This window comes from Rhizobium sp. BK512 (assembly GCF_014194915.1).
Classification (GTDB): domain Bacteria; phylum Pseudomonadota; class Alphaproteobacteria; order Rhizobiales; family Rhizobiaceae; genus Rhizobium.
The window spans coordinates 34,358-47,980 of the sequence record NZ_JACIAS010000015.1; the positions used below are offsets into that span (position 1 = coordinate 34,358).

13 protein-coding genes and 1 tRNA gene are annotated in these 13,623 nt (G+C 59.3%); 10 read left to right on the forward strand and 4 right to left on the reverse strand.

Annotated elements, in window-relative coordinates:
• The first annotated feature begins 85 nt into the window (after positions 1-85).
• The 3 genes from FHX06_RS34415 to serA all read left to right on the forward strand — a co-directional run bounded on the left by FHX06_RS34415 (position 86) and on the right by serA (position 3,698).
• Positions 86-700, forward strand: coding sequence for an NAD(P)H-dependent oxidoreductase (locus tag FHX06_RS34415; RefSeq protein WP_183882547.1), 615 nt, complete (start codon positions 86-88; stop codon positions 698-700).
• Positions 701-839: 139 nt separating this feature from the next.
• Positions 840-2,018 carry a phosphoserine transaminase gene (locus FHX06_RS34420; RefSeq protein ID WP_183882549.1) on the forward strand — a complete coding sequence of 393 codons (1,179 nt, stop codon included), beginning with the start codon at positions 840-842 and terminating at the stop codon, positions 2,016-2,018.
• A gap of 84 nt (positions 2,019-2,102) precedes the next feature.
• Positions 2,103-3,698 carry a phosphoglycerate dehydrogenase gene (gene serA, locus FHX06_RS34425; RefSeq protein ID WP_029869124.1) on the forward strand — a complete coding sequence of 532 codons (1,596 nt, stop codon included), beginning with the start codon at positions 2,103-2,105 and terminating at the stop codon, positions 3,696-3,698.
• A gap of 90 nt (positions 3,699-3,788) precedes the next feature.
• Here the strand turns inward: serA and FHX06_RS35885 are convergent, their stop codons facing one another.
• A complete protein-coding gene (locus FHX06_RS35885; RefSeq protein ID WP_113209424.1) occupies positions 3,789-4,007 on the reverse strand; it encodes a hypothetical protein in 219 nt (72 codons plus the stop codon).
• A gap of 271 nt (positions 4,008-4,278) precedes the next feature.
• On the opposite strand from FHX06_RS35885, the gene FHX06_RS34435 reads away from it, so the two are divergent.
• Positions 4,279-6,360, forward strand: a complete 2,082-nt coding sequence (locus FHX06_RS34435) for a putative bifunctional diguanylate cyclase/phosphodiesterase (RefSeq protein WP_113212007.1) — start codon at positions 4,279-4,281, stop codon at positions 6,358-6,360.
• Here the strand turns inward: FHX06_RS34435 and FHX06_RS34440 are convergent.
• Positions 6,352-7,230, reverse strand: a complete 879-nt coding sequence (locus FHX06_RS34440; protein WP_113017215.1) for a LysR family transcriptional regulator — start codon at positions 7,228-7,230, stop codon at positions 6,352-6,354. The genes FHX06_RS34435 and FHX06_RS34440 overlap by 9 nt on opposite strands.
• A 107-nt stretch (positions 7,231-7,337) precedes the next feature.
• Here FHX06_RS34440 and FHX06_RS34445 point away from each other — a divergent pair, with 107 nt between their 5' ends.
• Both FHX06_RS34445 and FHX06_RS34450 read left to right on the forward strand, forming a co-directional pair.
• Positions 7,338-8,462, forward strand: coding sequence for a TDT family transporter (locus FHX06_RS34445; protein ID WP_113212006.1), 1,125 nt, complete (start codon positions 7,338-7,340; stop codon positions 8,460-8,462).
• A gap of 301 nt (positions 8,463-8,763) precedes the next feature.
• A complete protein-coding gene (locus tag FHX06_RS34450) occupies positions 8,764-9,864 on the forward strand; it encodes a mechanosensitive ion channel family protein (RefSeq protein ID WP_113212005.1) in 1,101 nt (366 codons plus the stop codon).
• Positions 9,865-9,866: 2 nt separating this feature from the next.
• On the opposite strand, the gene FHX06_RS34455 is transcribed toward FHX06_RS34450, so the two are convergent.
• Complete coding sequence (locus FHX06_RS34455) at positions 9,867-10,823, reverse strand: DMT family transporter (RefSeq protein WP_113017218.1); 957 nt, start codon at positions 10,821-10,823, stop codon at positions 9,867-9,869.
• Positions 10,824-11,088: 265 nt separating this feature from the next.
• Here FHX06_RS34455 and mnmA point away from each other — a divergent pair, with 265 nt between their 5' ends.
• The 4 genes from mnmA to FHX06_RS34475 all read left to right on the forward strand — a co-directional run bounded on the left by mnmA (position 11,089) and on the right by FHX06_RS34475 (position 13,395).
• Entirely contained in the window at positions 11,089-12,288 is a 1,200-nt protein-coding gene (mnmA, locus tag FHX06_RS34460) for a tRNA 2-thiouridine(34) synthase MnmA (RefSeq protein WP_113212030.1), read from the forward strand.
• A 131-nt stretch (positions 12,289-12,419) separates the two neighbouring features.
• A tRNA-Met gene (locus FHX06_RS34465) sits at positions 12,420-12,496 on the forward strand.
• 91 nt (positions 12,497-12,587) lie between these two features.
• Complete coding sequence (locus tag FHX06_RS34470; protein WP_112546058.1) at positions 12,588-12,839, forward strand: hypothetical protein; 252 nt, start codon at positions 12,588-12,590, stop codon at positions 12,837-12,839.
• Between the two features lie 118 nt (positions 12,840-12,957).
• On the forward strand, positions 12,958-13,395 hold the full coding sequence (locus tag FHX06_RS34475) for a universal stress protein (RefSeq protein ID WP_112546057.1): 438 nt from the start codon (positions 12,958-12,960) through the stop codon (positions 13,393-13,395).
• Positions 13,396-13,399: 4 nt separating this feature from the next.
• Here the strand turns inward: FHX06_RS34475 and FHX06_RS34480 are convergent, their stop codons facing one another.
• Positions 13,400-13,585, reverse strand: coding sequence for a hypothetical protein (locus tag FHX06_RS34480; protein WP_113117444.1), 186 nt, complete (start codon positions 13,583-13,585; stop codon positions 13,400-13,402).
• Positions 13,586-13,623: the final 38 nt, after the last annotated feature.

The window sequence follows — 13,623 nt, forward strand, 5'->3', positions numbered from 1 at the left end:
TACGAAAAGTAACTTACTAAAGGTAGCTTACGAAAAGTATATAAGCGATCCGCTTTGCCCGCAATCGCAATTAGGAGCTTTCGAGATGCATGCACTGATCGTTCTCGCCCATCCCGATTCCCAATCTCTCAGTCATGCCATTGCCGCAGGGATAGCCGAAGGCATAACGATGTTCGATGCCGGTAACTCCTTCGAAACTGCGGACCTGACGGAAGAGGCTTTCGATCCGAGATTCAACGAAGCCGATATCGCGGCTCATCGCCGGAAAGCCGAGGCACCTGCCGATGTCGCCGTCGAGCAGGCAAGGATCGATCGCGCCGATGCGCTTGTGTTGGTCTACCCTGTCTATTGGTGGTCCATGCCTGCCTTGATGAAGGGATGGATCGATCGTGTTTTTGCCAATGGCTGGGCCTACGACGACATATCCGGCAAGGTTGTGAAAAAGCTTGGACATCTCCCCGTCCATCTCGTTGGTATCGGCGGTGCGGATGCGCGCACCTATGAGCGGCACGGCTATTTCAGCGCCATCAGGACGCAGATCGATCATGGCATTTTCGACTATTGCGGAGCTCCTGTGATGACTTCGGAACTGCTTTTCGACTCGGATGCAGGCACTGGTGCCGTGCATATTGAGATGGCGCGCCGCATTGGCAGCAATGTCTTCAACGCAGCCGGTCGCGCGGCGAGCGGCGCAGCATAACCGGAAATGTGATCGCTGCTGCGGCAAAATAGCCTCCAGAAACGACATCACTCGCTTGACTATGACGGGCTTCGCCCATAAACACGGCGGCGGGACACTCCTCCCCAACGAGGAGCCATCTATCTGGAAGGGTAGCAATATGGCAAATACCGCAAAGCCGGACGTGCGTCCGCAAAATACTCATTTTTCTTCAGGCCCCTGCGCGAAACGTCCTGGTTGGACGCTCGAAGCTCTTTCCGATGCGGCCCTTGGCCGTTCGCACCGTGCGAAAGTCGGCAAGGTCAAGCTGAAGCAGGCGATCGATCTCACCCGCGAAATTCTGGAAGTGCCCGCGGATTACCGCATCGGCATCGTTCCGGCTTCTGACACCGGCGCCGTCGAAATGGCGCTCTGGTCGCTGCTCGGCGAGCGCGGCGTCGACATGGTCGCCTGGGAGAGCTTCGGTGCCGGCTGGGTTACCGATGTCGTCAAGCAGCTCAAGCTGAAGGACGTTCGCAAGATCGAAGCCGGTTACGGCGAACTTCCCGACCTTTCCACCGTTGATTTCGACCGTGACGTGGTCTTCACCTGGAACGGAACGACCTCTGGCGTGCGCGTTCCGAACGCCGATTTCATTCCCGCTAGCCGTAAGGGTCTGACGATCTGCGATGCGACCTCGGCTGCCTTCGCGCAGAACCTCGATTTTGCAAAGCTCGATGTCGTCACCTTCTCCTGGCAGAAGGTTCTGGGCGGTGAGGGTGCGCACGGCATTCTCATCCTGTCGCCGCGTGCCGTCGAACGGCTGGTCTCCTACCAGCCGGCATGGCCGCTGCCGAAGATCTTCCGCCTAACGTCTGGTGGTAAGCTCATTGAGGGTATTTTCCAGGGCGAAACGATCAACACGCCCTCGATGCTTTGCGTCGAGGATTATATCGATGCGCTTCTCTGGGCCAAGCAGCTCGGTGGTCTCAAGGCCTTGATCGGCCGCGCCGATGCGAATGCGAAGGCGATCGCAGATTTCGTCGCTGCCAACGACTGGATCGCCAACCTGGCCGTCAAGCCGGAGATCGAATCCAACACCTCGATCTGCCTGAAGATCGTCGACAAGGACGTTGCCGCTCTCGATGCCGATGGCCAGGCGAATTTTGCCAAGGGCCTCGTCGCCCTCCTCGAGAAGGAAGGCGTCGCTTATGACATCGGCGCTTACCGCGATGCTCCATCCGGCCTGCGCATCTGGGCTGGTGCCACGATCGAGACTGCCGACATGCAGAAGCTGATGCCCTGGCTTTCCTGGGCTTTTGCGACGCAGAAGGCTTCGCTTTCCCAGGCTGTTGCCTGATGTGATCGCATCCGGCTCCGCCTGATCGCGGAGCCCCGCATTCCCAATTCAAGTTTATCGCTGAACTCTTTGAAGGAGGCCCAAATGGCACCTCGTGTTCTCGTATCCGACGAACTGTCGGAAACCGCCGTCCAGATCTTTCGTGATCGCGGCGTCGAAGTCGATTTCCAGCCGCAGCTCGGCAAGGACAAGGACAAGCTGTTCGAAGTCATCGGCAATTATGATGGCCTGGCCATCCGCTCCGCCACCAAGGTGACCGAGAAGATCATCGAAGCTGCCAAGAACCTCAAGGTCGTTGGCCGCGCCGGTATCGGTGTCGACAACGTCGATATCCCGGCTGCATCGCGCCGCGGTATCATCGTCATGAACACCCCGTTCGGCAACTCGATCACGACTGCCGAACACGCAATCGCCCTGATGTTTGCGGTTGCGCGCCAACTTCCGGCTGCCGACACCTCGACGCAGGCCGGCAAATGGGAAAAGTCGAAGTTCATGGGTGTCGAGATCACCGGCAAGACGCTTGGCGTCATCGGTGCCGGCAATATCGGCTCCATCGTCTGCGCTCGTGCCATCGGCTTGAAGATGCACGTCATCGCCTATGACCCGTTCCTTTCCAAGGAGCGCGCCGAGGAAATGGGCGTCACCAAGGTCGAGCTCGACGAGTTGCTCGCACAGGCTGATTTCATCACGCTGCACGTGCCGATGACGGACAAGACGCGCGGCATCCTGAACAAGGAAGCGCTCGCCAAGACCAAGCCCGGTGTTCGGATCATCAACTGCGCGCGCGGCGGTCTCGTCGATGAGGCGGCTCTTGCCGATGCGATCAAGTCCGGCCATGTTGCCGGTGCTGCTTTCGACGTGTTCGAAGTCGAGCCCGCCAAGGAAAGCCCGCTCTTCGGCCTGCCGAACGTCGTCTGCACGCCGCATCTCGGCGCATCGACCACGGAAGCGCAGGAGAACGTCGCTCTGCAGGTGGCCGAGCAGATGGCCGATTACCTCGTCAGGGGTGCGGTTTCGAACGCCATCAACATGCCGTCGATCACCGCCGAAGAGGCGCCGATCCTGAAGCCGTTCATCAGGCTCGCTGATGTTCTCGGCGCCTTTGTCGGCCAGGTCACGGAAGAGCCGATCAAGGAAATCGAGATCCTTTACGACGGCGTCACGGCCAATATGAACACCCGCGCGCTGACCTCTGCGGTCCTCGCCGGCCTGATCCGCTCGCAAGTGGCCGACGTCAACATGGTTTCGGCGCCAGTCATGATCAAGGAAAAGGGCATCATCCTCTCCGAGGTCAAGCGCGACAAGTCGGGTGTCTTCGACGGCTATATCAAGCTGACGGTGACGACGGAATCCATGACGCGTTCGATCGCCGGCACGGTCTTCTCCGACGGCAAGCCACGCTTCATCCAGATCAAGGGCATCAACCTTGACGCCGATGTCGGCAGCCACATGATCTACATCACCAATACCGACGTTCCCGGCATGATCGGCTTCATCGGCACGACGCTTGGTGCTGCCGGCGTCAACATCGCCAACTTCCAGCTCGGCCGCGACAAGCAGGGCGGCGACGCCATTGCTCTGCTCTATGTCGACGGCGCGGTTGACGACCTCGTGCTGGGCCAGTTGACCGCCAATTCGGCGATCCGCCAGGCAAAGCTGTTGGCCTTCAACGTCGACTGAGTTTTCCTCCCAAGGAAAGACATGAAAAACCGGCCCGGTCTCCGTGCCGGTTTTTTATTTGGTCCAGCGCGTGTCGTTGGTGACCTGCGGTCAGTGGCGGGTGATCTTTACGTCGTGATGCAGGAAGATATCTCTGCTCGCGTCGAAAACCCTGAAAAACTCGTCCCAGGAAATATTCTCGACAGTGCTTTCCAGCCTGCCGAAATCAACACCGACCAAGCCACTTTTCATCCGGGCGGGATGGCCGCCGCGGGCTTCGATCCATTCCCGGATTTTATCGTGATCTGTCATTGCGGATGTGCCCATCATCGCCTCCATCCAGATGGGTTGTATTTTCAACCAGAAATAACGCCCTGAAAATGATTTGGTTCCGCCGGACAGTCATGCATGCATTCGGGCTTTTGGCGCAGCTAATTGTTAGGACTTTCAACCGCGCCGCGAAACGGTGGCTTTTGGAAACTTTCACCGCTTATTTTGCATGCGTGCGCTTAAAGTTTAGGCCTCTTATGATTGTGATTTTATTTAGTTTTCTCGGCTACACCACTTCCGATATTGGTTCTAATTTCGCGTGAATTTCTCGATGGCATCGTTTCAGACGAATTCCGGGCAGCCCGAAGCTCTTGTTGATGATTTCCGTTCGCTGTTTGCCACGCATCCCTCTCCTATGTGGGTCTACGATCCGGATACGCTGCGCTTCCTGATCGTCAATGACGCGGCGCTCGTGCTCTATGGCTACAGCGCCGAGGACTATGAAGGCATGACCGTGCTCGATATCCGCCCGGCTGCCGAACGGGAGCGGATGCTTAGCGCCATCCATGAGCGTACCGACATGGAGAGGGCCGAGCGCTGGACACATCTGAAGGCCAATGGCGAAGCTATCGAGGTTCTGACATACGGCCGGGAAGTACGTTTCGAAGGAAAGGCTGCAATCCTGGCGATCGTGCAAGATCGTACCGAGGTCAATGCCGCACAGCGCCAGATAACCAGTGCACGCTCGCTGCTGGACAGCATCGTCGACAACCTGCCGGTCGGCGTCTTCGTGAAGGATATGGAAGAGGATGGCCGCTACATCCTGCTGAACGAGGCGTGCGGCGATATCATGGGCTTTCGTGCCGGAGACGTGGTTGGACGGGTGGATCGGGATTTCTTCCCCTTTGAGCAGACTGTCGTCTTCCGCAAGCAGGATCACGAGGCGTTCGCCGCGGGTACGACGATCAGCTTCGAGGAGACGATGGAGCGGGCCGATGGCGGCAAGCGAATCCTTCGCACCGTGAAGCGTGCGCTGCCGGCGCCAGAGGGCAAGGAGCCGCGCTATCTGCTCGGCATTTCTCACGATGTGACCGAAGAGCGTGCGGTGGAGGCTAAGCTTGCACATCTTGCCACGCATGACTCGCTGACGCGCCTGCCGAACCGCGCCGCCTTCTCCAAGCATATCCGCAAGCAAACCATTACCGCTTCCACCGAAAAGCCGGTGGCGCTGCTCTACATCGATGTCGACCATTTCAAGACGATCAATGACAGCAAGGGCCATGCCGCTGGCGATGCTCTGCTGTGCCAGGTGGCGGAGCGTCTGCTGGCGCTGGCCGATGAAGGCGACCTCGTTGCGCGTCTCGGCGGTGACGAATTCGCAGTCGTGCTGCAGCTTGTCGAAGCCGGCCGGGCAGAGCGTTTTGCCGATCTGCTGCTCAAGTCGCTCGCGAAAGCCTTCGATCTCGACGGCGCACGGGAGCATGTCACCTGCAGCATCGGCATTGCGTTGGCACCAGTCGATGCCGGCGAAGCCGATGTGCTGATGCGCCATGCCGACCTCGCGCTTTATGCCGCCAAGGAAAGCGGGCGCTCAACCTACCGCTTCTATGAGCCTGCCATGCGGCTCGAGGCAGAGCGCCGGCATCATCTGACTGGCGAATTGCGCGAGGCGCTGGAATACGGACAGTTCGAGCTTTACTACCAGCCCATCGTCCAGCTCGAGGATGACGGCATCGGCGGCTTCGAGGCGCTGATCCGCTGGAGGCATCCGGTGCGTGGCATTGTGGCGCCGATGGAATTCATTCCGCTTGCCGAAGAGACGGGGCTTATCGTTCCGATCGGAGACTGGGTCCTGCGCGAGGCGTGCCGCGTAGCTGTCACATGGCCGGACCATCTGAAGATTGCGGTCAATCTCTCCGTTAGCCAGTTTCGCCACGCGAGCCTGTTCTCCAGCATTGTCGGCGCGCTCGATGAGACCGGACTTCGCCCCGAGCGGCTGGAAATCGAGATCACCGAATCCGTCTTCCTGGCTGATGTGGCACAGAGCCTGCCGCTGCTTCGGGCGCTGAAGGAACTCGGCGTTCGCATCGCGATCGACGATTTCGGCACGGGCTATTCTTCACTAAGCTACTTGCGGGCCTTCCCCTTCGACAAGATCAAGCTCGATCGCAGCTTTGTTTCCGGGATAGAGACCGACCCCGGCAATCTTGCCATCGTGCGGGCCGTCGCCGGTATCGGCTCCGGCTTCAACGCGGTTACACTTGCCGAGGGTATCGAAACCGAGGAACAGCTGAAAAAGCTCAGGGCCGAAGGTTTCGGTGAAGTGCAGGGATATCTTCTCGGCAGACCCATGCCCCAGCGTGAAGTCGAGGCGCTGATTTACGGCCGTCAGTTGAAGAAAGCATCAGCCTGAGATCATCGCGTCAAAAGCATCTGCCGCCTTGCTGCGATAACGCTCCTCGTGCCGCAGCAGGAAGAAGGGGCGGGGCAAAGGCGGGATGTTCACCTCGGTGAGCACCCCGTTTTCCAGCTTCATCGCAACGACGCTGCGCGACATCAGCGTCGCGCCGATGCCGGCTTCGACAATACCGACAAGTGGTTCGTTCTCCGGAAGGACCATTGCCACATCAAGCGCATCGATATCGAGACCGGCCTTCTGCAAAAGGCTTTCGAAGGCAAGGCGGGTGCCCGAGCCCCGTTCGCGCAAGACCCACTGCGCTTGGGGAAAATCGATCGGGCTGCGTGGTCTGCCGTCCGCCCAAGGGTGATCTGGAGCAACGACGACGATCATCTCATCCAGTGCAACTTGCCTTGCGGATATGCCCCGCCGTTCGTTTGGCCACTCGATGAGGCCGAGTTCCACCTCGCCATGTGCAACGGCATCCGACACTTCGGCAGTGTTGCCGATGCGTATTGTCAGCTCGATACCCGGATAGTTTCGCCGGAATGCAGCAAGCCGTGGTGAGAGCCAATAACCGCCGATCGTCTGGCTCGCCATAAGTGACAGCTCGCCATGCATCAGCCCTGAGAGGTCCATAAGTGCTGCTTCCGCTGCTCTGGCGCTGGCGAGGACGGCCTGCGCTTCCTTCAGAAACAATTGGCCGGTCCTGTTCAAAACGATCGAGCGGCCGACGCGGTCAAAAAGTGTCACTCCATGTCTTGTCTCCAAGGCTGTGATCGCCGCGCTGACGGCCGACTGGGTCATATTCAGATGGGCAGCTGCTTTCGTGATGTGCTGTCGCGCTGCCACTTCGGTGAATATTCTCAGCTGTTCCAATGTCATGTTGCCTCCATCGATTATTCGATTTTATCGAATGGAATGACAAAGATAAATCGTTGGAAGCGATTATTTTGCGGCGATATGAAAGCGGTCAACGAAAGGAATTCGCCATGACCGTCCTTCAGTTTTCTCAGTCCGTGCCGACCGTTCATACCCGGGGGCGGATTCTGCGCCACTTCACGCCCAACTGGTTTGCAACGACGATGGGGACCGGCATTCTTGCTGTTTGTCTCGCCCAGTTTCCCGGCGTGCCGGCGCTGCATACGGCAGGCGAGGCGCTTTGGCTTGCAAATATCGCCTTGTTTGCAGTGCTGACCTCTGTTTACGCCGGCAAGTGGCTACTGCATCCCGGTGCTGCGCTCAGGGCCTTCGATCATCCCGTCGTCTCGATGTTCTTTGGTTGTATTCCCATGGGGCTTGCGACCATCGTCAACGGCTTCCTGATCTTCGGGCCATCCCTGTTCGGCGATGCTGCTGTTACCATCGCCGCGCATTTGTGGTGGGCCGATGCGGCGCTCGCGGTTCTGGCGGGCCTTGCCATTCCGTTGGTCATGTTCACGCGGCAGCAGCATGCAATCGAGCATATGAGCGCCATCTGGCTGTTGCCGATCGTTGCCTCCGAGGTCGCCGCTGCAAGCGGCGGATTATTGTTGCCGCATCTTGCCGAAGACGCGCAGCTTCCAGTGCTTTTTGTAAGCTTCATGCTCTGGTCCTGTTCGGTGCCGTTGGCGCTCGGCATTCTCGTCATCCTCTTTCTGCGGATGGCTCTGCACAAACTGCCGCCGGCCAGCATGGCAGCGACGAGCTTTCTGGCCCTCGGCCCCGTTGGCACGGGAGCGCTTGGTCTTGCACTGTTTTCTGCCAATGGCGGGCAGGCTCTTGTCGCCAGCGGCCTTGGTCAGCTAGCTCCGGCGATTTCGGGTGCGGCTTTGCTTGGTGCTCTCCTGCTTTGGGGCTATGGCCTGTGGTGGCTCGGCCTGGCGGTCGCCATCACCATCAACCACCTGCGGCGGGGCTTGCCCTTCAACCTCGGCTGGTGGGGTTATACTTTCCCGATCGGCGTCTATGCCGTCGCGACGCTGCGGCTTTCCAGTATCTTCCCATTGCCGGCGCTGACCGTGTTCGGGGAGGTTCTGGTCGTAGCCCTCGCTGCTGTCTGGGTTGTCGTTGTCGTCCGCACAAGCCGCGGCGCCTATAATGGCTCTCTCTTCGTCGATCCGAGCTTGGAGAGCTGATAGCCGGCGCGCTGATGGAACTGCCTCAATCATTCGTTATTTTGAGAATTCTGGTCAGCATTGCATACTCTCCCTCGGGGCTGGAGAAGGAGGATGCAGATGAAACGCTACACGTTCTCGATGATCGGTCTGGCGATCGTGACTGCCATCATCGCCAATCCGGGCATCGCACTTGCCTGCAACAAATTGATCGGCACATGAGCCGATAGCACCCACCTCTTACCTGAAGGCGCAGCTTCGGCTGCGTCTTTTTTGATGGCTTTCCCTTTCCCATGCTGCATCGCACCCTAACTGCGAGCGCATGACGGAATTCCTGGACGATATTCGCGCAGAAGGCATCTGGCTGCCGGACTGGCTTGCAAGCGCCATCATCTTTGCAGTGGTCATATCGGTCACGCTCTTTGCGCATCGCCTCCTCTTCCGGCTGCTGACACGGCTGATCGAGGGCAAGGATCTACTATGGCGCTCGCTCGTCTCGCGCCTGAAACGGGTCGTGCGGCTTGCCATGCTGGTGGCAGCACTTTCCTTCGGCGCGACAATTGCGCCGCTGACGGATCTGCAGTCGGCGACCGTGCGCCATATCCTCTTGATCTTCTTCATCGTGCTCGTCGCCTGGATGGCGAAGATCGTCAAGCATATCTGGATGACGGTCTATCTCCGCCGCTTCAAGCTCGATGCCGAGGACAATCTTCTGGCGCGCAAGCATGTGACGCAGACGCGCATCATGGAGCGTATTGCCGATCTCCTCATCGTCGTGGTGGCAATATCGGCCTGCATGATGACCTTCGATGCCGTCCGGCAATATGGCGTCAGTCTGCTCGCGTCTGCCGGCGTGGCCGGTATCGTCATCGGCCTTGCGCTGCAGCCCGTGCTGAAAAACCTGTTTGCGGGCATCCAGCTTGCCATCACCCAGCCAATCCGCATCGACGATGCACTTTTGGTCGAAGGAGAATGGGGCAGGGTGGAAGAGATCACCTCCACTTACGTCGTCGTGCAATTGTGGGACTGGCGACGATTGATCCTGCCGCTCAGCTATTTCATCGAGAACCCGTTCCAGAACTGGACGCGCGAAAGCTCGGCGCTGATCGGCACCGTCATGATCTATCTGGATTACAGCGTGCCGCTGGAAGTGATCCGCAGGAAGGTCGAGGAGATCGCGAAGGGCTCGCCGCTATGGGATCGCCGTGTCGTCAACATTGCTGTGACGGATTTCCGCGAGGCGGTGATGGAAATCCGCATTCTCGTCTCGGCATCGAATTCCGGCCGCACCTTCGATCTGCGCTGCGAAGTGCGCGAGAAGCTGATCGATTTCATCCAGCGCGAATATCCGGCAGCCTTGCCGCGCATGCGCGCTGTCATGAACGAGCCGACGGCGCGAGACCGGCGAGAAGCGGCGGAATAGATCTACCGCTTCGGCGCTCCCGCATCGCCTTCTACCGGTGTCGTGGCGATCGGCGACTGTGCATCGCCCGAAGCGACGGCGGCTGGCAGGGGCACACGGCGCTTGCGTTCGCGGATCAGTGTCAGCAGACCGGAGCAGATGATAAGCACGATGCCGAAAGCCATCGGCAGATCGACGCTGTCATTGAAGAAAAGATAGCCAAAGGCAATCGCCCAGATCATCTGGCTATATTGCGGCGTCGCCACCAATGTCGCAGGAGCAAGCCTTGCTGCTGTCATCAGCATGACGTTGCCGGCGGCCCCCAGCAGGCCGTAGCTTGCGAGAAACAGCCATTGCTGCGGGCTTGGTGCCACCACCTCAGAAAGCATGAGCAAGCCGCTGACGACAAGGGTGCCCAGCAGTGACGCGCCAAACAGCGAGAGGCGTTTTTCAGCCGGACCGAGCTTGCGCAGGATAACGATGGCGATGGCAGCACTGATCGCGCCGATCGTCGCCGCCAGATGGCCAATCGACAGCTCGCGGAAACCGGGCCTCAGAACCACGAGCACACCCAGAAAACCGACGATGACGGCCGCCCAGCGCTGCCAGCGCACATCCTCTTTCAGGAAGATGACCGAGAGAATGGTGACGAAGGAGGGAAGCAGGAAGAGCAGGCAGAAGGCCTCGGCCATCGGCAGCTTGGTGAAGGTGATGATAGAGGCGATCGCGCCGATCGCGCCCGCGGCAAAGCGCACCATCCAGAGCGGCCGGTTCGTCGTCCTGAAAATGTCCAGCCATGAATCGCTCGGTCCCTTGATGAAAGGCAGCGCGGCAATGCTGAGGATCGCGCCTGTGAAGGCGACCTGGAAGGAAGGAACTGTACCGTGCAGGGCCTTGATGGATGCATCGCTGAAGGCAAAGACGGCATAGGCCGCGAATGCGACTAGGACGCCACGAAGCGTGGTGGAGGCGGCTGTCATTTATCCGAATCTTAAAGAGGTGGGTCGTTTCATCTACGGGATGAAATGCGGTCTATCAAAGGTTGATTGCGAATAGCTGCAATGCATCACCCGCGCATGACGCCATCGGAAGCGCCGGAAAAGCCGGCTCTTGCGCCGGAGCCCAATAGTTTCTATATCCGTCGCCCATGCAGGCTGGCGGCCGACCCCGCCGGAAATACAGGAAATCCGCCACATTCCGACGTGAGAAAGGCGGATCGAAACAGCACAGAATTTGGCAGCACCCGTGAACACACTGGATTTTGACAAGAAGCCGGAAGACACCCGTGTCGTCGTCGCCATGTCTGGCGGCGTTGACAGTTCCGTTGTGGCCGGGCTTCTCAAACGCCAGGGATATGATGTGCTGGGTATTACGCTGCAGCTATACGACCATGGCGCTGCGGTCCACCGCGCCGGCTCCTGCTGCGCGGGCCAGGATATCGACGATGCCCGCCGTGTCTGCGAAACGCTCGGTATTCCGCATTACGTGCTCGACTATGAGAAGCGGTTCCGCGAAACCGTCATCAATCCCTTTGCGGAAAGCTATGTTGCAGGCGAGACGCCGATCCCCTGCGTTGCCTGCAACCAGACCGTCAAGTTCGCCGACCTCCTGGCGACTGCCAAGGAGCTCGGCGCCGACGCGCTGGCGACCGGCCATTATATCCGCTCGCGTCCAAATCCGTCGTCCTGCAATCCCGGCCGCCGCGCACTCTACCGACCGGCCGATGCCGATCGCGACCAGAGCTATTTCCTCTTCGCGACGACACAGGAACAGATCGACTATCTGCGTTTTCCCCTTGGCGGGCTGCCGAAGGCGGAGACCCGTCGGCTGGCCGAAGATATGGGGCTCGTCGTCGCCAAGAAGGCCGACAGCCAGGACATCTGTTTCGTGCCGCAGGGCAAATATTCCGACATCATCACCAAGCTGAAACCGAATTCGGCTTTGGCCGGCGATATCGTCCATCTCGACGGCCGCATCCTCGGCCAGCACGAGGGCATCCTGCATTACACGATCGGCCAGCGGCGCGGCATCGGCATTGCTACAGGTGAGCCGCTCTATGTCGTCTATCTCGACGCCCGCTCGCGCCGCGTCATTGTCGGCCCGAAGGAAGCGCTGGAAACGCACCGCGTCTATCTGCGCGATGTCAACTGGCTGGGCGACGAGACGCTTCAGGTCGCAGCGTCAGGCGAAGGCTTTGCCTGCTATGCTAAGGTTCGCTCGACCCGCGCACCGGCGCCGGCTGTGCTGCACATGGATGCGAGCGGCATCTATGTCGACCTGACGGTCGGCGAAGCGGGTATTGCGCCGGGCCAGGCCTGTGCGCTCTATTCGGCTCCCGGCGACGACGCCCGCGTCTTCGGCGGCGGCTTTATCGAACGTTCCGAGCGCGAGCCCGATGCAGAGGCCTCGCTGAAGGCGCTTTTGAGCCAGCCGGCGGCCGCGTAAAATTCCCGGGGAAAGGCGATGCGAGGACACGGCCTTTTTCTCCATCATATGCTTGACACAAAGCTGCTACGCTCTTAATAAGCCGCTCATCCGACGGGCTGAGCGCTTCGCGAAAGGCTCGTTTGAATAATGGCTGGGTAGCTCAGTTGGTGAGAGCGCAGGATTCATAACCCTGAGGTCGGCGGTTCAATTCCGCCCCCCGCTACCATCTTTATCAACGACAGAAAACAGTCGATGCGCGCGGGTTGCGTAACCGGTATAATGGTGCCTCACGGCATATCGTTGCCCGGGGATCCACCATGAAATACGCTTGTGTCGCAATTCTTCTCCTAGCCGCCGGCTGTAGTACGACGACGGAGGATCAGCCTATTCCCGGTAGTCTGACCTATGGCGGCAAGGTTATTCACTCGCCTTACAAGCCGGGCACCGTGATCAAACATACTTTCCTTGGGGACTTCGGCCTTCGGCAATTCGAGCGTTATGTCGTTCAGCCAGACGGCACGCTCAAGCTTGCTTCCCGTATTGAAAGCGAGGATTTCCTCTGGAATTGATTGAGGTGCTTTTGAAATCCGCCGTCTCAGTCCGGCGTTGACCTGCGTCAAGGCGCGGGATTACGATTGTGGTTGAATTCCTGCCTTATTTGAATTCAGCCATCAGAACGGATCTCCCATGTACAATCGCATATTGCTGCCCACCGACGGCTCGGAACTTTCCGCCCGGGGTGTCGATCATGGTCTTGCGCTTGCCAAGGCGCTCAACCTTCCCGTGACGGTCATCAGCGTCATCGTGCCGCTGACCGGTTTTGCGCTGCAGGGGATCGTGCAAGCGGAAGCGATGGACAGCTATAACGAGGGCCGCCGGAAAGAAATCGAGGACCTGGAAAAGATCATCGGCGAAAAGGCCAGGAATGCCGGCGTCATCGCCGACTTTGTCAGCAAGGTGCACCTGTCGCCGGCCGCTGCAATCCTGGAAACGGCGGCAGAGCAGGGCTGCGGCCTGATCGTGATTTCTTCGCATGGCCGTCGGGGGATCTCGCGGCTCATGCTCGGCAGCCAGACGTCCGAGGTGCTGTCCGAGGCCGGTATTCCGGTTCTGGTCGTAAAGTAGAGACTCAGTTTTCCGTCAGCGCGGGAAGGGGTGCTGAGCGCTCGGCAACGTAATCGGCCTTCTTTGCGGATGATCCGCTGTTTTCGCGGCGCTCGTCGGCTTCTTCGCGGCTGCCAGCCTCCGGGGCCATATAGAAGGCTAGCATTTCCTCCAGGCGGGAGGCAGTGAGGTTGGCGGCGAAACCCTTCATGGCTTTCCTCGGCGGTGTTTCCGGTCAGGGTATTTCAT